This is a genomic window from Nocardioides sp. Root682 (assembly GCF_001427795.1).
Classification (GTDB): Bacteria; Actinomycetota; Actinomycetes; order Propionibacteriales; family Nocardioidaceae; genus Nocardioides.
This window is the reverse complement of record NZ_LMHJ01000004.1, coordinates 142,358-161,330: the sequence shown is the minus strand read 5'-3', so window position 1 is coordinate 161,330 and position 18,973 is coordinate 142,358. Positions and strand designations below refer to the sequence as shown.

Annotated in this window: 22 protein-coding genes; 16 read left to right on the top strand and 6 right to left on the bottom strand. The window is 69.3% G+C overall.

From position 1 onward, the window contains the following. Nucleotides 1-271: 271 nt before the first annotated feature. The gene (locus ASD84_RS21555; protein WP_056715435.1) at nucleotides 272-589 is read right to left on the bottom strand and encodes a barstar family protein; all 318 of its coding nucleotides are present in this window, start codon (nucleotides 587-589) and stop codon (nucleotides 272-274) included. Between the two features lie 52 nt (nucleotides 590-641). Then, nucleotides 642-1,796 (bottom strand): IS30 family transposase, encoded by a 1,155-nt coding sequence (locus tag ASD84_RS21550; RefSeq protein WP_056715432.1) that lies wholly within the window; start codon nucleotides 1,794-1,796, stop codon nucleotides 642-644. Between the two features lie 165 nt (nucleotides 1,797-1,961). Here ASD84_RS21550 and ASD84_RS21545 point away from each other — a divergent pair, with 165 nt between their 5' ends. Further along, nucleotides 1,962-3,356, top strand: a complete 1,395-nt coding sequence (locus tag ASD84_RS21545) for a hypothetical protein (protein WP_056715429.1) — start codon at nucleotides 1,962-1,964, stop codon at nucleotides 3,354-3,356. Between the two features lie 64 nt (nucleotides 3,357-3,420). Here the strand turns inward: ASD84_RS21545 and ASD84_RS21540 are convergent, their stop codons facing one another. Both ASD84_RS21540 and ASD84_RS21535 read right to left on the bottom strand, forming a co-directional pair. Then, entirely contained in the window at nucleotides 3,421-4,050 is a 630-nt protein-coding gene (locus ASD84_RS21540) for a CoA transferase subunit B (RefSeq protein ID WP_056715425.1), read from the bottom strand. Next, the gene (locus ASD84_RS21535) at nucleotides 4,047-4,817 is read right to left on the bottom strand and encodes a CoA transferase subunit A (protein ID WP_056715422.1); all 771 of its coding nucleotides are present in this window, start codon (nucleotides 4,815-4,817) and stop codon (nucleotides 4,047-4,049) included. Before ASD84_RS21535 ends, ASD84_RS21540 begins: the two co-directional genes overlap by 4 nt. A gap of 103 nt (nucleotides 4,818-4,920) precedes the next feature. Between ASD84_RS21535 and ASD84_RS21530 the strand changes: the two genes are divergently transcribed. The 9 genes from ASD84_RS21530 (at nucleotide 4,921) to ASD84_RS21500 (ending at nucleotide 11,349) form a co-directional block, all read left to right on the top strand. Next, complete coding sequence (locus tag ASD84_RS21530) at nucleotides 4,921-5,682, top strand: IclR family transcriptional regulator (protein WP_056715420.1); 762 nt, start codon at nucleotides 4,921-4,923, stop codon at nucleotides 5,680-5,682. A 114-nt stretch (nucleotides 5,683-5,796) separates the two neighbouring features. Further along, nucleotides 5,797-5,931, top strand: a complete 135-nt coding sequence (locus tag ASD84_RS26055; protein WP_268788485.1) for a hypothetical protein — start codon at nucleotides 5,797-5,799, stop codon at nucleotides 5,929-5,931. Between the two features lie 28 nt (nucleotides 5,932-5,959). Then, nucleotides 5,960-6,796, top strand: a complete 837-nt coding sequence (locus ASD84_RS21525) for an SDR family NAD(P)-dependent oxidoreductase (RefSeq protein WP_162251580.1) — start codon at nucleotides 5,960-5,962, stop codon at nucleotides 6,794-6,796. A 10-nt stretch (nucleotides 6,797-6,806) separates the two neighbouring features. Further along, the gene (locus ASD84_RS21520) at nucleotides 6,807-7,349 is read left to right on the top strand and encodes a gamma carbonic anhydrase family protein (RefSeq protein ID WP_056715414.1); all 543 of its coding nucleotides are present in this window, start codon (nucleotides 6,807-6,809) and stop codon (nucleotides 7,347-7,349) included. A 9-nt stretch (nucleotides 7,350-7,358) separates the two neighbouring features. Then, on the top strand, nucleotides 7,359-8,543 hold the full coding sequence (locus ASD84_RS21515) for an MFS transporter (RefSeq protein ID WP_056715411.1): 1,185 nt from the start codon (nucleotides 7,359-7,361) through the stop codon (nucleotides 8,541-8,543). A gap of 150 nt (nucleotides 8,544-8,693) precedes the next feature. Next, nucleotides 8,694-8,828, top strand: coding sequence for a hypothetical protein (locus ASD84_RS26050; RefSeq protein ID WP_268788484.1), 135 nt, complete (start codon nucleotides 8,694-8,696; stop codon nucleotides 8,826-8,828). Nucleotides 8,829-8,855: 27 nt separating this feature from the next. After that, nucleotides 8,856-9,917 carry an enoyl-CoA hydratase/isomerase family protein gene (locus tag ASD84_RS21510; RefSeq protein ID WP_156392159.1) on the top strand — a complete coding sequence of 354 codons (1,062 nt, stop codon included), beginning with the start codon at nucleotides 8,856-8,858 and terminating at the stop codon, nucleotides 9,915-9,917. A 56-nt stretch (nucleotides 9,918-9,973) separates the two neighbouring features. Continuing rightward, nucleotides 9,974-10,624 carry a hypothetical protein gene (locus ASD84_RS21505; protein WP_156392158.1) on the top strand — a complete coding sequence of 217 codons (651 nt, stop codon included), beginning with the start codon at nucleotides 9,974-9,976 and terminating at the stop codon, nucleotides 10,622-10,624. Then, nucleotides 10,621-11,349: a septum formation family protein gene (locus ASD84_RS21500; protein WP_056715404.1), complete on the top strand. Its 729-nt coding sequence runs from the start codon at nucleotides 10,621-10,623 to the stop codon at nucleotides 11,347-11,349. The genes ASD84_RS21505 and ASD84_RS21500 overlap by 4 nt, the downstream gene beginning before the upstream one ends. 15 nt (nucleotides 11,350-11,364) lie before the next feature. On the opposite strand, the gene ASD84_RS21495 is transcribed toward ASD84_RS21500, so the two are convergent. After that, a complete protein-coding gene (locus ASD84_RS21495) occupies nucleotides 11,365-12,276 on the bottom strand; it encodes a helix-turn-helix transcriptional regulator (RefSeq protein WP_056715401.1) in 912 nt (303 codons plus the stop codon). Between the two features lie 99 nt (nucleotides 12,277-12,375). On the opposite strand from ASD84_RS21495, the gene ASD84_RS21490 reads away from it, so the two are divergent. Both ASD84_RS21490 and ASD84_RS21485 read left to right on the top strand, forming a co-directional pair. After that, nucleotides 12,376-14,091 carry an AMP-binding protein gene (locus ASD84_RS21490; protein WP_056715398.1) on the top strand — a complete coding sequence of 572 codons (1,716 nt, stop codon included), beginning with the start codon at nucleotides 12,376-12,378 and terminating at the stop codon, nucleotides 14,089-14,091. Nucleotides 14,092-14,109: 18 nt separating this feature from the next. Next, complete coding sequence (locus ASD84_RS21485; RefSeq protein ID WP_200954654.1) at nucleotides 14,110-14,856, top strand: alpha/beta hydrolase; 747 nt, start codon at nucleotides 14,110-14,112, stop codon at nucleotides 14,854-14,856. A gap of 7 nt (nucleotides 14,857-14,863) precedes the next feature. On the opposite strand, the gene ASD84_RS21480 is transcribed toward ASD84_RS21485, so the two are convergent. Beyond that, on the bottom strand, nucleotides 14,864-15,730 hold the full coding sequence (locus tag ASD84_RS21480; protein WP_156392156.1) for a hypothetical protein: 867 nt from the start codon (nucleotides 15,728-15,730) through the stop codon (nucleotides 14,864-14,866). Nucleotides 15,731-15,743: 13 nt separating this feature from the next. On the opposite strand from ASD84_RS21480, the gene ASD84_RS21475 reads away from it, so the two are divergent. The 4 genes from ASD84_RS21475 (at nucleotide 15,744) to xerC (ending at nucleotide 18,939) form a co-directional block, all read left to right on the top strand. Beyond that, the gene (locus ASD84_RS21475) at nucleotides 15,744-16,526 is read left to right on the top strand and encodes a nucleotidyltransferase domain-containing protein (RefSeq protein WP_156392154.1); all 783 of its coding nucleotides are present in this window, start codon (nucleotides 15,744-15,746) and stop codon (nucleotides 16,524-16,526) included. Then, nucleotides 16,523-16,921: a hypothetical protein gene (locus ASD84_RS21470; protein WP_056715386.1), complete on the top strand. Its 399-nt coding sequence runs from the start codon at nucleotides 16,523-16,525 to the stop codon at nucleotides 16,919-16,921. The genes ASD84_RS21475 and ASD84_RS21470 overlap by 4 nt, the downstream gene beginning before the upstream one ends. 520 nt (nucleotides 16,922-17,441) lie before the next feature. Further along, nucleotides 17,442-17,687 (top strand): helix-turn-helix transcriptional regulator, encoded by a 246-nt coding sequence (locus ASD84_RS21465; protein ID WP_056715385.1) that lies wholly within the window; start codon nucleotides 17,442-17,444, stop codon nucleotides 17,685-17,687. A 4-nt stretch (nucleotides 17,688-17,691) separates the two neighbouring features. Then, nucleotides 17,692-18,939, top strand: coding sequence for a tyrosine recombinase XerC (gene xerC, locus ASD84_RS21460; RefSeq protein ID WP_056715382.1), 1,248 nt, complete (start codon nucleotides 17,692-17,694; stop codon nucleotides 18,937-18,939). The last annotated feature ends 34 nt before the right edge of the window (nucleotides 18,940-18,973 follow it).

The following is an 18,973-nucleotide window of genomic DNA, read 5'->3' as shown; positions in this document are numbered from 1 at the left end:
GATGCTGCACATGGTCGAGCACTTGCGTCTGGTCAAGTACAGGCGTCCCATCGCTCTCGCGTTGAGCATCTCTGCGATCGCATTTGCCGTCCTTGCCGCCCTGGACGCGTTCCAGTGGGCAGATATTCCAGGCAGAGGGTACTTGACCGCCACTTGGCTACTGATAGCTGCGAACTGGGTGTTCACCGACGTCTCAAGCCGATGGCGAACTCCGAAGGTCACCAAGACGAAACGCTGACAGCGGTCCGGCGCTCATTGGCACGTTCGCGCACTATGAGCGGCATGAGCGAGTGCCCCTACGCAGTTCGAACTCGAAGCGATCAGTCCAACCGAAGTTGAGGTCCTGTTGTGCGACCTCCTCGAATACCTCGACGATGCTGAAGAAGAGGGGCTCACCCAGGCGTTCTCGGCTACGACCGGCACTGACCCAGACGATGCGCACCGGACGGGGTACATCAGCCAAAAGCCTGTCGCGGAGCGCAGACAGGTTGCTGCCGTAGAACTCACCGAACTCCAGTTGCCGCTCCAGAGCACGGTGGACATCCACCTCGGAGTGGACAGCATCACCGTCGATCACAACCTCCGCCATGACCTGAAACTACGGGATGGCACCGCCCTGTCATCGGTGTGGGCTCAAGCGGTCATCGCAACACTTCGGCGAGTGCTTGTGATGGTGTCTTGAATCCCAGGGTCTGTCGAGGACGTTCGTTGAGCTCGAGCGCGATGGCGTCGAGATCGTCTTGGGTCAGCGTTCTGAAGTCGAGTCGTCGAGGCAGGTACTGACGCAGCAGCCCGTTGGTGTTCTCGTTGCTCCCGCGCTGCCAGGGCGACTTCGGATCACAGAAGTAGACGTCGATCCCGGTCTCGCTGCTGAAGCGCCGATGCGCAGCCATCTCGTGGCCCTGGTCCCACGTCAGGGACTTCGCCAAGTGGGCGGGCAGGTGCTGCACCGCCGCGGCGAGCGCGTCCGCGACGGCATCTGCTTTGTGGTTCCCACCGGGCAACCCGACGAGGATCAGGAACCGGGTCGATCGCTCGACCAGCGTTGCGACCGGGCTCATCTGCCGACCGAAGACCAGGTCGCCTTCCCAATGCCCGGGCACCGCGCGGTCGGCGACCTCGGCAGGGCGTTCGCTGATGTTCACGATCCCTGGGCGGGAACCGCGGCCGTCGGGCACCCGCATCCCGTGCGAGCGTCGGATCACCCTGCCCGTGCGCAGATAGGCGGTCAGTTCCTTGCGTAGCGCTCCGCGTGACTGCACGAACAGGGTGCGGTAGATGCTCTCGTGCGACACGTGCATCCCTGGGTCGTCGGGGTAGGTCAGCTTCAACCAGCCGGCGATCTGCTGGGGCGACCACCGACACTGGAGCTTCTCGGACACGATGCCAGCCAGCACTGGATTGGTGGCCAGCTTGCATACCTTCGGTCGCATCGACCGTGCCCACGCAGCCTGGTCCGCGACCGTGGCCCGGTACCGAGATCGACCACCATTGCTGGCAACCTCGCGAGTGACCGTCGACGGCGACCGCCCCAACCCGGCAGCGATTGCGCGTAGCGACTGGCCAGCGGCCAGGCCGCGACTGATCTCTTCGCGCTCCTCAAGACTGAGTCGACCAGCTGCACGTTGCCGCGGTTCAGGTTTGATCCCTCCACAGCGGACCAGATACGTGCGGAGCGTGCTGGTCGGCAGCCCCAGCGCCCGCGCGGTGGGCTTTGCCGAATGCCCAGCACGGAGCCGACGCCAGATCTCGTCGATGTCCGCCGGTGATAACCGTTGATAGTGCTGACGCGCCATCGCAACCTCCTTCAGTCAGAGAAGTGTTGCGATGACCCGTTGAGACCGCCGGCAGATCCGAGCGGATCGACGGCGGCGTCGTCGGACCAATCAGCAGCGCAGTTTTTCCGGAAACCTCTCGCCGCGGCCCTTGTCGTTCGAACATCTGTTCGTTATCATCTATGTATGATCTCGGGTCTCGCGAAGATGTCGCCGGAGCAGTTGCTCCAGGCGGCTGACGACGCGCTGCTCAAGAGCCGTGAAGCCGAGGTCGAGAAGCTGGAAGTCCTGCTGGCGTGGGGTGATGCGTTCTCGGGTGACCCACAGGACGAACCGAATGCGGTCCCGGTCCGGTACGGCGGCCCGCGCCTGATCACCCTGGGTGGGGAGGGCACCCCTCAGATGTCGGACCTGGCGTTGGTGGAGATCGCGGTCGCTCGTCGGGAGTCGGTGTTCACCACCCGGCGCCGCACCGCCGACGCGTTCGACCTGCGCCACCGACTCCCCTTGGTGTGGGCCGGGCTGCAGGAACTGCGCTGCGAGACCTGGGTCGGTACCAAGGTCGCGGCCATGTCGCGCAAGCTCACCCTGACCCAGGTCGCCCTGGTTGATGTCGCGGTTGCTGAGGCACTTGATGAGTCACCCGCACGGATCTTGGAGATCGCCGAAGCCAAGATCATCGAAGCCGACCCCGTCGCCCACCAAGAACGGATCAAGGCGAACCGCGCTCGCAAGGGCGTGTGGTGCTCGCGTCCCAAGACCGGCGAGTCCGTCGAGGGCGAGACCGCGGGTGTGGGCAGTGTGTTCGCGCGGATCGATGAGGCCGACCTCGAAGCCCACCGCGAGTTCATCGAAGAACTCGCCCAGGCCCTGGCCGCCCACGCTGGCCCGCCCGCTGAGGGTGAGGAGCCGCCCTCGATGGACCACTGGCGGGCCGAGGCGTTCGCGATGCTCGCTGACCCCGCCGCCGTCCTGGCGTTCCTGCGCGGCGAAACCGACCAGCCCGTCGACGAACCCACCGACGAGTCCGACCAGCCCGCCGAGGCACCCGCACCCGAGGCAACTGCGGAGCCCGCAACCAGCCCGACCGCGGGACCTTCCGCGACCGTGGTCGTGCACGTCGCCCAGGACCCCGACACCGGCGCCCTCGGCCCCGTGGCCCGCGTCGAAGGCCTCGGCCCGAGACTCCTGTCCCAGGTCCGCGACCTGCTCCGCCGCCACGCGGAAGTGACCGTGACCCCGGTCATCGACCTGCACACCGGGCTACGAACACCCCACCGACGTCAAGACCCGCACCGAGCTCCGCACCCTGGGCGACGTGTTCCCCCACGCCACCGGCCTCTTCACCAAGACAGGCCGAGCACCCGACCACGACCACACGACGCCGTATGGCAAGCACGGCCCACCCGGGCAGACCGGGGATCACAACGACACCCCACTGCGGCGACATCACCACCGGGCCAAGACCCACGCCGGCTACACGGTTCACCAGCTCGGACCCGACCGCTGGATCTGGCGTACACCCCACGGCCTGCACCGCCTCGTCACCACCAGTGGCACCACGTCGATCACCCGAGGTGAGTTCCACGCGCTCAGAACCCTGGCCGTGCACCTCGCCGGCGACTACGCAGCCGCCTGATCAGCGTCACACGCTGACGAAAGGCTCCGTCTTCTCGCGGACCTCGTCCTCGGCGACGCCGGGGGCGAGCTCGACGAGCTTGAGACCATCCGGCGTGATGTCGAGGACGCAGAGGTCCGTGATGATCCGCTCGACGACACCGCGTCCGGTGAACGGCAGCGAGCACTCGTTGACGATCTTGTAGGAGCCGTCGCGGGCAACGTGCTCCATCAGCACGATCACCCGCTTGGCACCGTGGACCAGGTCCATCGCGCCACCCATGCCCTTGACCATCTTGCCGGGGATCATCCAGTTGGCGATGTCGCCCGTGACCGAGACCTGCATGGCGCCGAGGATCGCGGCGTCGATCTTGCCGCCGCGGATCATGCCGAAGCTCGCGGCGGAGTCGAAGAACGACGCACCGCGGCGCAGGGTGACGGTCTCCTTGCCCGCGTTGATCAGGTCGGCGTCCTCCTCGCCCTCGAACGGGTAGGCCCCGACGCCGAGGATGCCGTTCTCGCTCTGCAGGACCAGCTCGACGTCGTCGGCGACGTAGTTGGGGACCAGGGTAGGCAGGCCGATGCCCAGGTTGACGTAGGACCCGTCGCTCAGCTCGGAGGCCGCTCGGGCAGCCATCTCCTCACGTGTCCAGCTCATCGCGAACGCACCGTCCTCTTCTCGATCCGCTTCTCGGCCGCCTGTTCCGCCGTCAGCGGGACCACCCGGTGCACGAAGACACCGGGCGTGTGGACGTGGTTGGGGTCCAGCTCGCCGGGCTCGACGAGCTCCTCGACCTCGGCGACGGTGACGACGCCACACATCGCCGCCAACGGGTTGAAGTTGCGCGCGGAGTCGCGGAACACGAGGTTGCCGTGGCGGTCGCCCTTCCAGGCCCGGACCAGTCCGAAGTCGGCGACGATCGCCTCCTCCAGCACGAACTCGAACTCACCGTCACGGGTCTCGAAGACCTGCGTCTGCTTGACCGGCGACGACTTCACGACGTTGCCGTCGGCGTCGTACCGCCAGGGCAGGCCGCCCTCGGCGACCTGGGTGCCCGACCCGGTCGGGGTGAAGAACGCCGGGATCCCGGAGCCACCGGCGCGCATCCGCTCGGCCAGCGTGCCCTGCGGCGTCAGCTCGACCTCGAGCTCGCCGGAGAGGTACTGCCGCGCGAACTCCTTGTTCTCGCCGACGTACGACGACACCATCCGCCGGATCCGGCGCTGGCCCAGCAGCAGGCCCAGTCCCCAGTCGTCGACGCCACAGTTGTTGGAGACCACCTCGAGGTCGGTCGTGCCCGCCTCGAGGAGGGCCGCGATCAGCACCGAGGGAATCCCGCAGAGTCCGAATCCGCCGACGGCCAGTGTCGCGCCGTCGGGGATGTCCGCGATCGCTTCGGCCGCGGTTGCCACCACCTTGTCCATGCCCCGATCCAAACGGCGGATGCGGGTCGGCGTCAACGGTTGACCGGTGACCTGACGCGAATCACCCGCTGAGTGAGACCGGTGGTCCAGTACCGTTCACTGAATGGACACCCCGTCGGACGTCGTCGGTCGCACCGGAGCCGTGCTCCGGGCCGTCTCGGTGCACGAGCCGGGCGGCGCCACCACCTCCGAGGTCGCCCGTCGCACGGGCCTGGCCCGCCCCACCGCGCACCGCCTGCTCGCCTCCCTGCTCGGCGAGGGCCTGGTCGACCGCGATCCCGCCGGGCGGTGGCTGCTGGGTCCCGAGCTGTACCTGCTCGGCACCACCGCCGCGTCGAGGTACGACGTCACGGCGCTCGCGCAGCCCGTCGTACGACAGCTGGCCCTGGCCACCGGCGAGAGTGCCTTCTTCTCGGCCCGGCGCGGCAACGAGACCGTGTGCCTGTTGCGCGAGGACGGCAGCTTCCCCATCCGCTCGCACGTCCTGTACGAGGGCATCCGGTTCCCTCTCGGCGTGGGTACGGCGGGCCTCGCGATCCTCGCGTACCTCAGTGACGGCGAGGTCGAGGAGTACCTCGCGCGGGCCGACCTCACGCCGTCGTACGGCGAACAGCACGGCCGCGACGCCGTACGGGAGCGCGTGGGCACGACCCGCACGCAGGGCTACGCAATCAACCCGGGCCTGATCGTGGAGGGCAGCTGGGGCATGGGCGCCGCTGTCTTCGACGCCGAGGAGCAGCCGCGCTGGGCGCTGAGCCTGACCGGGATCGAGCAGCGCTTCGGACCGGACCGACGGGGCGAGCTCGGCGAGCTGCTGCTGCGCGCGGCCCACCAGCTGACCCGGACGCTGCGCCCTCGTACCTAGGTGGTCGAAGTACGTATCCGAATGAGTGGGATTACGGGTGCACGGCGTCCTCGAAAAGCGCACCATCGAAGAGTGCTCATCACGGAGCACCCCTCCGCAGGAAGGAGGCCTGTCATGACCTGGCACACCTCGACCACGACGAAGACCGAGCTGCACGCACTGCTCGCCCAGATCCGGCACCAGGGCGGCACGGTGGCGAGCTGCCACCGGTGCAGTGCCGGCCTCGAGATCACCTGGTTCACGCTCTGACTGTCGCCGGCTCTCCTATGATCCGGGAGTGACGCGACGAGCAGTGGTGACCGGCGCTGGCCCCGGCTCGATCGGCGAGGCAGTCGCCGCCCGGCTGGCTGATGACGGCTTCGACGTCACCGTCACGACCCGGGCACGACCGGTGGCAGAGCACCGCTGGCACGAGCTCGACCTCGCCGATCGCACCTCGGTGGCCACCTTTGCCCAGTGGTACGCCGACCAGGGCGCCGAGCTCGACCTGCTGGTCAACTGCGCAGGCATCCACCTCGACCTCGGGTCGCGCTGGTCCGAGCCGCAGGTCCTCGACGGCCACGAGATCCACTGGCGCACGAACTACCTCGGCACCGTCGACCTGACCCGGGCCCTGCTCCCCGCACTGCTCGCTGCGGCCGATGCGCGAGGAACCGCCGGAGTCGTCCATGTCGTGTCGAAGCTCCACGAACGCGGCGTCGCCGCAGCCCTCGTCGGCGAGGACTGGGACTACGACTCGTGGGTGGCGTACGGGAGCTCGAAGCTGGCGCTGGTGCACGACGCGGCCGCGCTGGCGGACGAGCACGGCGCCCGCGGGCTGCGGGCCGTCGCGATGCACCCGGGGGCGGTGTCGACCAACATCGCCGATCGCGGCCTCGAGACGCGGCCGGTGCTGCGGCGGCTGCGCAACCTCGCCCGTCCCCTCGAGCGCCGGACCCTGATGCGGCCCACCGAGTCCGCTGAGCACCTCGTCCGACTGGCCACCGACCCGGCCATCGTCTCCGGCTACTTCCACAAGTCGCACCCCGCCGACCCCGCGCCGCTGGCCGGCGACCTCGACCTCCGCGCGCGGCTGCGGGTCTCGACCAACGAGTGGCTGACCGGTTCCCGCTAGCGTTCGGCCCGTGTTCGCATACGAGTTCGAGGGCAAGGCCCCGCAGGTCCACCCCGAGGCGTTCGTCGCCCCCACCGCCACCCTGATCGGCGACGTGACCATCGAGAAGGGCGCCAGCGTCTGGTACGGCGCCGTCCTGCGCGCCGACATCTGCACGATCATCGTCCGCGAGGGCGCCAACGTGCAGGACAACTCGGTCGTGCACGGAGCACCCGGCGTGGTCGTCGAGCTCGGCGCGAACTCCACGGTCGCGCACGCCTGCGTCTTCCACGGCGACCGGCTGGGCACCCAGGCCCTGCTCGGCAACGACAGCACCGTGCTGGACGGTGCGTCGATCGGCGACGGCTCGCTGGTCGCGGCCGGCTCGCTCGTCACTCCCGGCACCGAGATTCCTGCCGGCGTCCTTGCCGCGGGCGCGCCGGCGCAGGTGAAGAAGCCGATCGAGGGCACGGGCGCAGCGTTCTGGATCGCGACGAACGCGCCGTACTACTCCGAGCTGGCGCAGCGGCACAGCGCAGGGATCCGCGAGGTCGACCCGCGCGCGTCGTCGTAGTCTCCGGACGTGTCCCGAACCGCCCGGAGCAGCCTCACCGTCGTCGTGGCGCTGCTCTTCGTCGCGGGCTGGGCCACCAACCACTTCGCGGCGATGATCCCGGTGCTCCGCGACCGGGAGGGGTTGTCGGCCACCGTGCTCGCGGGCGCGTTCGGCGTCTACGCGCTGGGCCTGCTGCCGGGCCTGCTCGGAGGTGGCGCCCTGTCCGACAGGTTCGGTCGTCGCCCGGTCGTCCTCGTCGGCAGCACCGTGGCGGCCGCCGGCAACCTGCTGATGCTCGCGTGGCACCCGGCGTCGGGGATCTACACCGGCCGTCTGGTCGTCGGGGTCGGTGTCGGCCTGGCCATGAGCGCAGGGACGGCGTGGGCTGCTGACCTCGCGGGCCGGCGAGGTACGACGATCGCGGGCACCGTGCTCACCGCGGGCTTCGCGTGCGGGCCCCTCGCATCGGGCCTGATCGCCCAGTTCGTCGCCTCGTCGGCAGCGCTCGTCGTGCCGTTCGTGGTGACCGTCGTGCTGTCGCTGGCCACGGTGTTCGCCGGCCTCCGGGTCGCGGCCGACTCCTCGCCACCACCACCTCTGTCTCCCCTTCCCTCAGCGCACGGTGGGCCTGCGGTCGTCGTACCGTCCGACGGGCGGAGCGTCACGCACGCCCTGTCCCGATCCGTGCCGATGGCGTTGTGGGTGTTCTCGGCCGTCACCGTGCCGGTCGTCGTCCTGGCCGGTCGGGTGGGCGGCGGGCACAGCGGTCCGTGGCTGCCGGGGGTCGCCTCCGCCCTGGCGCTCGGCAGCGGCGTCGCCGTCCAGATCGCCGCCCGGCGCGCTGAGTGGGGGCCGCGCGCGGGAGTCGTGGGCGCCCTGCTGGCGGCAGCCGGCTTCGCCATCGCCGCGGTCGTCGACTCCTCGGAGAGCGTGCCGTTGTTCGTCGTCGTCTCCGTGGTCCTCGGGTCGGCGTACGGACTGTGCCTGCGCGCCGGCCTGGTCGACGTCGAGAGCCTCACTCCCCCCGACCACCGCGGGATCACCATCGGCATCTACTACGTCTGCACCTACCTGGGCTTCGGGCTCCCGGTGCTCCTCGAGGGGTTGCGCTCCCCGGTCGGCACCCTGGTCCCACTCCTGTGCCTCACCGGTCTCGCTCTCGCTGCAGGCGTCGTCCGGTCGCTCCAGCTGCGCCCGACGACCACCGACTGACGGTGAGGAACCCGTCAGACCGGACAGGGCCACCCCCGCCCGAAGTGACTAGGACCTTGCCCCGAAGGGGGGTCGTCCCCGCGCGCCCACCGCGCGCACGATGGAGGGGTGCTCGACGACGAGCACCCGCTTCCAGAGAGGAGGGACGTCATGACCTGGCACACCTCGACAACGACCAAGGCAGACCTGCAACACCTGCTGGCCCACATCCGGCACCAGGGCGGCACCGTGGCGAGCTGCCACCAGTGCTCCTCCGGCCTGGAAGTCACCTGGTTCACCCTCTGACCCGACCCACCCGACACAATGACGGGCATGGCGCACCCTGGCGGACCTGACCACGAGTCCCCGGTTCTGCTGCACCGTGACGGCCACGCGGCCCACGTCGTGCTCAACCGGCCCCGCGCGATCAACGCCCTGACCCACGAGATGGTCGGCATCATCACCGCCGCGCTCGAGGAGTGGGCGACCGACGACACGGTCCGGACCGTCGTACTCACCGGCGCTGGTGAGCGCGGCCTCTGTGCCGGCGGCGACATCGTCGCCCTGTGGCAGGACGCCAAGGTCGGCGGTACGGCGGCCGCAGCCTTCTGGGCCGACGAGTACCGCCTCAACGCGATGATCGAGGCCTATCCGAAGCCGTACGTCGCGATCATGGACGGCATCGTCCTCGGTGGCGGGATCGGTCTGTCGGCGCATGCGGGCGACCGCGTGGTCACCGAACGTTCCGCGATCGGCATGCCCGAGACCGGCATCGGCTTCCTGCCCGACGTGGGGGGCACCTTCCTCCTCTCGCGCGCTCCCGGCGAGACCGGCACGCATCTCGGCCTGACGGCCGGCTCGGTCGGAGCCGGTGACGCGATCGCGATCGGCTTCGCCGACCACTACGTCCCGAGCGACCGGATCCCTGCCCTGCTGGCGGATCTGGCGCTGCGCGAGGCACACGTCGCACTCGCTGCGGCCGAGCAACCCGCCCCGGACTCCCCGCTGGCGGCCGCGCGATCCTGGCTCGACGATGCCTACGCCGGCGACGACGTCCTCGTCATCCTCGACCGGCTACGGTCCCTCGGCACCGAGGAAGCAACCCACGCCGCCGCCACCATCGAGGCCAAGTCGCCGACGTCGGTGCGCCTCACGCTGCGTGCGCTCCGCGAAGCGGCGCAGATGACGTCGCTGCCCCTCGCACTGGACATGGAGTACCGCCTCGCCCTGGGCCTGCACAGCCACCACGACTTCGTCGAGGGCGTGCGGGCGCAGGTGGTCGACAAGGACCGGAACCCGCAGTGGGACCCGCCGCGGCTCGACCTGGTCAGCGACGAGGACGTCGCCACCTACTTCGTCTCGCTGGGTGAGCGCGAGCTCGGCCTGGCGCGCTAGTCCCCTTTCCGCCTGACTTCCTGCGGAGCGCTCTGCGGTGTGGTCGGATGGCCCCCATGCCATTGGAAGTCTCGGGCACCTTCCCGCCGCGCCCCACGCCACCGTCACCGTCGTACGGCGGCGCACCGGTGCCGTACGACCGGAACGCCGTCACGTCGCTGGTCATCCTGGGGACGTGCCTGCTGGCACCCGTCGCCGTCTGGCTCGGCGTCCGCGGGATCGTCGGGACGAAGGGCGGCGTACGCCGCGGACGGTGGTGTGCCGTCATCGCAGTGATCGGCGGTCTGCTCAGCACGTCGCTGATGGTGGCGGGAATCGCAGGAGGCGAACGGTTCCGGGACCTCACCTCCACCAAGGTCGACCTGTCCGTCGGCGACTGCGTCGACGCGTTGTACGCCGACAACGGCGCGGGCGCCCTGGTGGACTTCGACGTCCGGCCCTGCACGGCACCGCACGAGTCCGAGGTCGCGTTCCGCGGTCAGCTCAAGCTGGCCCAGGTCGACGACTACGAGCGCCTGTCTGCTGCCGACCTGTGCACGGCATTGATGGGTGACCGGTACACGCAACCGGCGAAGTCGGGCCGCTTCGTGGTCGATCTCGTGACACTCGGCGATCCCGACAGACCGACCACCTCCGACACCGTCTACTGCCTCCTCGCGAACGATGACGGCGCGCCGTTGTCCGCATCGATCGGAGCGGGGGCATGAGCATCTACCCGCACTATCCGCCGGCCAGCGGGCACGACTACCGCCCCGCCACGTCAACGCCGAGCTCCACGACGGCCGGCTGGGCGCTCGGCCTGTCCCTGTTGAGCTGCTGCTTCCTCGGGAACATCGTGTCGACGTTCATGGCGCTCAGCGCCCTGCGCCGGAGCAAGGACACCGGCCATGACCACGACCAGGGCCTCGCCGTCGCTGCCCTCGTGATCAACGCGCTGACGGCCGGCTCGCTGGTGATCGTGGTCTACTTCGGCCTCTTCCTGGGCCTGTTCTCGACCGACGTCCCCAGCTATGCCAAGGCGCCCGCCAACGCGGACCCGCAGGTCGTCACCGACGTCGACCTCCTCGAACCGGGCGACTGTCTCCAGATCCCGGCCGCACGCGGCGAGGACGACCCCGACCGGCTGGTTGCCTGCACCGAGCGGCACGACGCCGAAGTCACCCACCGCGTCGACCTCACCGACCCCCGGTTCCCGGGTGTCCGGGCGATCGACCGGATCGCCGAGGTCTGCACGGGCAAGCCCTTCCAGGAGTACGTCGGTGCCGCGTTCTCCACCGCCCGCCTCGACGTGAGCTACTACTACCCGACCGCGGAGACCTGGCGTGAAGGCGCCCGCGCCATCGTCTGCACGGTCACGGATCCCCAGGGACCGATGAAGGGTTCCGTCAAGGGCTCGGCCACCGGCGACGAGGCGGAGACCGACGCGTCCTGATGCGTGCTCGGTCGCTCAGTCGATCAGGCCGGCTTCACGCGCGAGGCGAACGGCGTGCACGCGGTTGGTCGCGTGCAGCTTGCGCATCGCGGTCTTGAGGTAGGACTTGACGGTGTTCTCGACCAGGCCGAGCGCCTCGCCGACGTCTCGGTTGGACGCTCCGAGGGCGACCTGGGCCAGGACGTCGATCTCCCGTGCCGCCAGCACGCAGGGGGTCGCGGCACGACCGTTCGACGGTTGGCTCACGCGACCGGACCCGATCTTGTCCCGCAGGGCTTCGATCCGCAGGCGCACCGCGTCGTCGCGGACCAGCTCGGCCAGCTCGGCGAGCTCCCCGGTGATCGACCGGAGGTCGGCATCGTTGAGCCGGGGCTCGGCCGGGTGCGGCGCAGCTTCGTCGGTCTGCAGCACCGCGAGCCGGCGACGCACCTCGTCGGCGATGACGATCTCTCGCTCCAGGCCGCGCGCCAGCGGAGCCAGGCGGTCGTACCAGACGTCGCCGAGCGAGACCTGGGTCCGGTGCGCGAGGTAGACGACCATCCTCGGGACCCGAGCGACCACGATGGGGACCGCAGTGACCGTCTCCAGCCGCTCGGCCTGCACCGGGCGGTCGTAGCGGTGGGTGATGCCGCGCGCGGCGACGTAGTTCTCGACCGAGACCGGACGACCCAGCGAGACGGCCTTTCCGCCGAGTCCGTCGCCCGCGATGATCTTGAGCCCGGACAGCGAACGGGTCAGGTTGCCCTGCATCGCCGTGATCTCCAGGACGCCCGCCCGGCGTTGCGGCGCCGTACCTCGAACGGGACCGCCGAAGACCATCTCCGCGGACGCCACCGAACGGAACTCGGAGAGCGCACGACGGAAGGTCGCGGCGCTGACCGGAGTCTCCGCGGACAGCGGCGAGGAGGGGAATGTAACGGCGGTCACATCCCCTAGGGTACGGCAGGCCGTACCCCTCGAAAGTGGGTAGCGCTCGACCCACTTTCGAAGGTTCCCGCAGCGGCTCCGGCTGGCGACACTCGCCGGGTGACGACCTCCACCACTGCCCTCCGCGAGGCCCGCGACCAGCTGCGCACGTTGCGCACGTCCTACGAGCAGGCCGTGGCCGACTTCTCCTGGCCCGACGTCGGTGCTTCGTTCAACTTCGGCCACGACTGGTTCGACGCGTTCGCCCGCGGCAACCAGGGCCCCGGCCTCGTCATCGTCGAGGAGGACGGCACCCGCGCCTCCTTCTCGTTCGACGAGCTCGCCACCCGCTCCGACCAGGTGGCCGCACACCTCGTGGCCCAGGGCATCGGGCGCGGGGACAGCGTCGTGGTGATGCTCGGCAACCAGGTCGAGCTGTGGGAGAGCATGCTCGCGCTCATCAAGCTCGGCGCCGTGCTGATGCCGACGACGACCGCCGTCGGCAGCGCCGAGCTGGTCGACCGCATGACCAGGGGTGGGGCGCGGGCGGTGATCTGCAACGCGGCGGACGCGTGGAAGTTCGACGACGTGCCCGGCGACTACGTGCGCGTGGTGGTGGGGGCGACCTCGGGCGCCTGGGTGGACTACGCCGCGGCGTACGACGTGGCTGCTGACCGCGCCCGTCAGACGGTCGTCCATCCGATGAATGCCTCCGACGACCGGCTGCTCCTCTACTTCACCTCGGGCACGACCAGCCGGCCGAAGCTCGTCGAGCACACCCATGTCTCGTATCCCGTGGGCCACCTCTCGACCATGTACTGGCTCGGGCTCCAGGCGGGCGACGTGCACCTCAACATCTCCAGCCCGGGCTGGGCCAAGCACGCCTGGTCGAACTTCTTCGCACCGTGGCTGGCCGAGGCGACCGTGTTCGTCTACAACTACAGCCGCTTCGACCCGGTCGCGCTGATGGAGCAGATCAGGGCCGAGGGGGTGACCACCTTCTGCGCACCGCCCACGGTGTGGCGGATGTTGATCAACGCGGACCTGAGCGAGGGCCCGGGCCGTCTGCGTGAGGCGATCGCGGCCGGTGAGCCGCTCAACCCCGAGGTGATCAGCCAGGTCGAGAAGCGGTGGGGACTGACCATCCGCGACGGCTTCGGGCAGACCGAGATGACGGCGGCGATCGCCAACAGCCCGGGACAGCCGGTGACGTCCGGTTCGATGGGACGACCGCTCCCCGGCGTACCCGTCACGTTGGTCGACCCGGTCACCGGAGAGGCGGTCGAGGGTGTCGGCGAGGGCGAGATCTGCCTCGACCTCGGCCAGGCGCCGCTCACCCTGATGACCGGCTACCAGGGCGACCCTGAGCGCAACGCCGACGCCATGGCAGGCGGCTGGTACCACACCGGCGACGTGGCCACCCGGGACGAGCAGGGCTACATCACCTACGTCGGCCGCACCGACGACGTCTTCAAGGCCTCGGACTACAAGGTCTCGCCGTTCGAGCTGGAGTCGGTGCTCATCGAGCACCCCGCCGTGGCCGAGGCGGCCGTGGTGCCGGCGCCCGACCCGGTGCGCCTGGCCGTGCCCAAGGCGTACGTCGCACTGGCTCCCGGCTTCGCGCCCGACGCCGAGACCGCACGGTCGATCCTCACCTACGCGCGCGAGCACCTCCCGCCGTACCTGCGCGTGCGACGGCTGGAGTTCTACGAGCTGCCGAAGACGATCTCGGGGAAGATCCGCCGCGTCGACCTGCGCCAGCGGGAGAACGCCATCGAGGGTGAGCGCCCGAGCGGCGAGTTCCGTGACGACGACCTGGTGGCGACCACGGCCTGAGGTGCCACAATCGGCAGCGTGCCTCGCCGGACCCGCCTCCGCCACACGTACGGCGAGGATCCCAGCCAGTACGGCGACCTGTTCCTGCCGGACGCCGCGCCGCGGGGAGTCGTCGTGGTCATCCACGGCGGGTTCTGGCGCCCCGCGTACTCGGCCGAGGCGCTCGGCGTCCCCTTGGCCGAGGCTCTCGCGCTCGAGGGCTGGGCGGCCTGGAACCTCGAGTACCGACGGGCCGGAGACAGCCCGGGCGGTGGTGGCGGCACGCCGGCCACCTTCGACGACCTGGCGGCCGGCATCGACCGGCTGGCCGACCTCGATCTCGACACCAGCACGGTCGTGACCCTCGGCCACAGCGCCGGCGGCCACCTCGCCGCCTGGGCGGCTGCTCGCGGGCGGTACGACTGGGCCGACCGGGTGCCGGTGACGCACGTGATCAGCCAGGCCGGCGTACTCGACCTCCGCGCAGCGGACGCCGACGGTCTGGGCAACGGAGCGGTCCGCAACCTGCTCGGCCACCAGCCGACGTCCGACGACGAACGGTTCGACCCGGCCCAGCAGCTGCCGCTGGACGTCCCGATCTGGTGCGTGCACGGGGAGGCCGACGCCAACGTGCCCTTCAGCCAGTCGACCGACTACGTCGGCCGGGCGCGAGCGTCGGGCGCGACCGCCGAGCTGGTCGAGGTGTCCGGTGACCACTTCGTCGTCATCGACCCCGCCTCGCCGGCCTGGGCCCGGCAGCTCGAGATCCTCCACACCATCGGCTGAACGACACTCAGCCGAGGCGGCGCCAGGTCCAGCCCGCCGGAGACACCCTCGTCGAGCTCGTCAGCGAACCCCCGTCGGCAGAGTCGGGACGCAGGGCGCGCAGGAAGCGGCCCCCGCCGGTCTCGCGGTTCACGGCGAGGATGCCGAGGTAGGAGCGGATGCCCGCGTAGTTCGGCGTGTGGCAGTAACCGGCGCGCAGCCCGGTGGTGGTCGCGAAACCGGACGACTGGCGCAACACGATGTCGGTCGTCGCGGCACCCTTGTCGGTGACGACGTGGAAGCGGCCGCGGGTGTCGGTGTAGTAGACGTGCATGCCGCGGTCGCTGCCCTTGGCGGTCATCGCCCGCGCGCCCGTGATGGTCACCGGGAGCTTCGTCGGGTTGGTGAGGCGCCGGCCGTTCCACGTCGCCCGGTTCAGCGAGTGGTCCGCCGCGACCCAGAAGAGGGAGAACTCGTCGAAGGCGACGAGCCGGCTCGGGTAGCCGCTGCCGACGACCTTCAGCACCCGGACGCGCAGGTTGCTGCTGCTGGTGCGGAACTCCGTGGAGACCAGGCGGATCCGGCCGTCGGTCGACGCGACGATCTGCTCGGAGTACTCGTAACCAGGCCAGCGGTTGGACGAGACGAGCCCCCAGGCCATCGGCCGCCAGGCGAACGTGCCGGCCGTCGCCTTGGACGCCGTCACCCTCGAGTTCACCACCCGGCGGAACTTGATCCGCCCGCTCGCGGTGTGGCCGAACGCGTCCATCACGCAGCGGTAGTCGACGCTGGCTGCAGCCGATGCGGAAGCTGGAGCCGGTGCACTCGGCCCGGTGCCGGGCACCAGGAGCACAGCGGCGAGGAGGACGGCGAGGACCCGAGAACGCTTCATCACCCGGTCACCCTAGGTGGCCCAGCGACCTCTCGAGGCAAAACGACGATCGGCGCGGATCGTCAACCAAGCTGACGTGTTCCGCGCCAGGATTCTGTCGTTGTGCCACTATACTGACATTGCGCCAGAATACTGGCACAATGGGCGTGTGGACCTCTCCGATCCGACCCAGTCGCTCATCCCTTCCTTGGACGGCGCAGTGCTGGGGGTGCTCGCCGGCACCGAAGGGGCCCTGAGCGTCACCGCGATCAAACGCCTTGCCAGGCGGGGGTCTCGAGCGGGACTGTCCTTGGCGCTGGACCGGCTCACTTTCCACGGACTTGTGATCGCCGAGCCCGCGAACCGCGGCTACATGTACCGCCTCAATCGGCACCATGTCCTCACCGAAGCCGTCCTGTCCGCCGCCTCAGCTCGCGCTGAGCTGCTGACCCGGATGCGGGACGGACTCACCAGTTGGGAACCTCCCCCCGTACACGTGTGCGTGTTCGGATCGTTCGCACGAAGCGACGGAGGACCGGACTCCGACATCGATGTCCTCGTGGTGACCTCCGACGGGGTCGACCGCCACGCCGAGTGGTGGACCAGTCAACTCACGACATGGGCAGACAACGTCTTGTCGTGGTCCGGCAACCGGGTTGAGCTTCTCTCCATGTCTCTCAGCGAGCTCGCACACGCGGCCCGTGCCGAGGAGCCGGTCCTCGATTCCATCCGCAACGACGGTGTTGTGCTTCTCGGTCCCGCTCCCTCCGAGACCATCGCCTCAGCGGTCCGGGTCGGGAAGAAGGAGAGCAACCGGTGAGCCCGAAGAAGCTTGCCACCAAGCCAGCCGACCTGCCTTGGGGGCGGGCACGACGTCTCGTAGCGCAGAAGTACCGCGAGGTCGCCGAGGTTGCTGAGGTCGAAGACGGTGCAGCGATCAATGTGTGCGTCGGGCTGTGCGTCTTGGCCGGCATCGCAGCCAGCGATGCGATCTGCGCCGCTGCGGCCGGCGAACGATACTCAGGATCAGACCACTCCGCCGCGGTCGACCTGCTCGCCCGTCACGACGCCGATGCGGCCAAGCATTTACGCACGCTGATCGCCCTCAAGCCGGCCGCCCACTACGGCAAGGATCTCCTCAAGGAGAGTGACCGCAAGGCGGCCCTGCGAGCTTCAGCATCCTTGGTCGATGAAGCAACCAGGCGCACGAGCTGACCGCCCGTGGTCCGGCGGTCCACCGAGGGGCAGCTGCCGGAAACGTGTCACGCGTTTGAATCGGACCAAAACGTACAGCGGCTCTGATCAGCATTCCTGCTGGTCAGAGCCACTGTCGTCAGAGCCGCCTGTCAGAATCGAACTGACGACCTAGTCACCGCTGGAGGTGCCGGTCATGAAGAGTCGTCGAGGCCCGGAAGGGTGCATTCAGGCCCTAGAACGGGCGCATCCGGATGATCGCCGGTCTCGTCCGGATCGGATAAGCGCGGCGAAACGTGTCGCAAACGTGTCACCTCGCCGACCCCGGTTCCACGTCGTCGCCGGACGACTCCGGAACGCCCTCGAGTCGCCGCCATCGGGCCGCTGCTGCGCCGCACCGTGCTGCAACCACGCGCCTTTGACCCCGACTCGCACTGGACTGCTCCCCCACGATAACTCGCTTGTTGATCGCTCCCGACCCCTCAGCGCACCTAGGAGAACTAGAAGCGGCAGGGCGCTGCCCGACGAAAGGGATAAGGACATGACCGAGAACAAGCCATCCGAGACCGGCGGCGTTCACGTCACCGCGACTGACCCGCTCCTCACTCCAGAGGACGTCTCCCACATGCTCGGTGGCGTCCCCGAGGCGACCTTGAAGCGGTGGCGGACGCAGCGCACCGGACCCGTCGCACTCCACATCGGCCGGCACGTCCGCTACCGCCGCTCCGCGGTCGAAGCCTGGCTCGACGCCAAGGACCGCGAGGCCGCCGCATGGATGGCGTCCTGACGCCATGCCGCAGATCCGAATCCCCCGAGGCGGCCACGGAGAAGTCGTCGCCAAACAACTGGCAGACGGCCGATGGTCCGCCCGCGTCCAGGTGCGCGACATCGACGGCCGCATCCGCTCAGTTCGCGCAACCGAGAAGACCAAGGGCTCCGCCACCCGCCTCGTCGAACGCCGCCTGAAGGAGCGCGTCGATCCATCGATCGCCGGCATCACCGGAGACACCACCTTCGAAGACCTCTCCGCGCTGTGGCTGCAACACCGCAAGGACCACGGCAAGGTCAAGACCAAGGGACTGCTCGCACCCCAGACCTTGGCGACCTACCAGTACGACATCAAGCAGGTGATCATCCCCGCCATCGGCCACGTCAGAGTTCGCGAAGCGAACATTCCCCTCCTCGATCGCCTCTTCGCCGACGTCGAGCACGGGCGCAAGCACGGCAACTACCCGGCCAGGACCGGCGGCCGCTCCACACGGCAGCTCCGAGTGGTCCTAGGCGGGATGCTCGCCCTCGCCGTCGCCCATGGAGCGCTGCCCGCCAACCCGATCCGGGACGTCTCCCAGTCATCCCGACAACCCAATCCGGAGGTCAAGTACCTCACCGTCGACCAGGCACGACGACTGCGCACACGCGTCAGCCGCACAGCCATCCGTGTCCCCGACCAACGCATGCCGAACCTCGACCTCGAGGAGTTCATCGACCTTCTGCTCGGCACCGGCTGTCGCGAGGGCGAAGGCCTCGCCATCCGACCCATCGACCTCGACGACCTCGACGGGCCCGTGCCCACACTGCACATCTGCGGCACCGTCGTCGAGCCACGCAAAGGGTTCGTCGACCACCTCCACCGACAGAACCGGACGAAGACCGGCGATGACCGCCGCCTGATCCTGCCCGACGCCGTCGCTGCCATGCTGCGTGAGCGGATGCGAAGAGACCCGCCCAGCACGCCCGAGTCACCGATCTTCGCAACCGGCACCGGTAACTGGATCTCCCCCGCCAACCTGCGCACCCGTTTGCGATCAGCACTCAGCCGGAGTTCCGAACCGCCCAGCCCGTCCGATCAGGCGCTGGCAGGAACGACCTTGCACACCCTGCGCCGGACTGTCGGCACCCTCATCGCGCACGAGGTGTCTCTCGACGCCGCCCGCGACCAGCTCGGCCACCGCGACCCGTCGGTCACCTTCCGCCACTACGTCGGCAAACGACTTGTCGCGCCCGACCTTCGTTCAACACTCGACCAGTTCTTTATTTGAGGCGACCGAACGACTGCGCCTTCGCTGTCAGATG

Bases quoted from the DNA above. Each gene is read 5' to 3' on its own strand.
- ASD84_RS21535 (WP_056715422.1), bottom strand. From the start codon at position 4,817: ATGGACAAGGTGGTGGCAACCGCGGCCGAAGCGATCGCGGACATCCCC.
- ASD84_RS21530 (WP_056715420.1), top strand. From the start codon at position 4,921: ATGGACACCCCGTCGGACGTCGTCGGTCGCACCGGAGCCGTGCTCCGG.
- ASD84_RS21500 (WP_056715404.1), top strand. From the start codon at position 10,621: ATGAGCATCTACCCGCACTATCCGCCGGCCAGCGGGCACGACTACCGC.
- ASD84_RS26055 (WP_268788485.1), top strand. From the start codon at position 5,797: ATGACCTGGCACACCTCGACCACGACGAAGACCGAGCTGCACGCACTG.
- ASD84_RS21545 (WP_056715429.1), top strand. From the start codon at position 1,962: ATGATCTCGGGTCTCGCGAAGATGTCGCCGGAGCAGTTGCTCCAGGCG.
- ASD84_RS21540 (WP_056715425.1), bottom strand. From the start codon at position 4,050: ATGAGCTGGACACGTGAGGAGATGGCTGCCCGAGCGGCCTCCGAGCTG.
- ASD84_RS21505 (WP_156392158.1), top strand. From the start codon at position 9,974: ATGCCATTGGAAGTCTCGGGCACCTTCCCGCCGCGCCCCACGCCACCG.
- ASD84_RS21510 (WP_156392159.1), top strand. From the start codon at position 8,856: ATGGCGCACCCTGGCGGACCTGACCACGAGTCCCCGGTTCTGCTGCAC.
- xerC (WP_056715382.1), top strand. From the start codon at position 17,692: ATGCCGCAGATCCGAATCCCCCGAGGCGGCCACGGAGAAGTCGTCGCC.
- ASD84_RS21555 (WP_056715435.1), bottom strand. From the start codon at position 589: ATGGCGGAGGTTGTGATCGACGGTGATGCTGTCCACTCCGAGGTGGAT.
- ASD84_RS26050 (WP_268788484.1), top strand. From the start codon at position 8,694: ATGACCTGGCACACCTCGACAACGACCAAGGCAGACCTGCAACACCTG.
- ASD84_RS21465 (WP_056715385.1), top strand. From the start codon at position 17,442: ATGACCGAGAACAAGCCATCCGAGACCGGCGGCGTTCACGTCACCGCG.
- ASD84_RS21550 (WP_056715432.1), bottom strand. From the start codon at position 1,796: ATGGCGCGTCAGCACTATCAACGGTTATCACCGGCGGACATCGACGAG.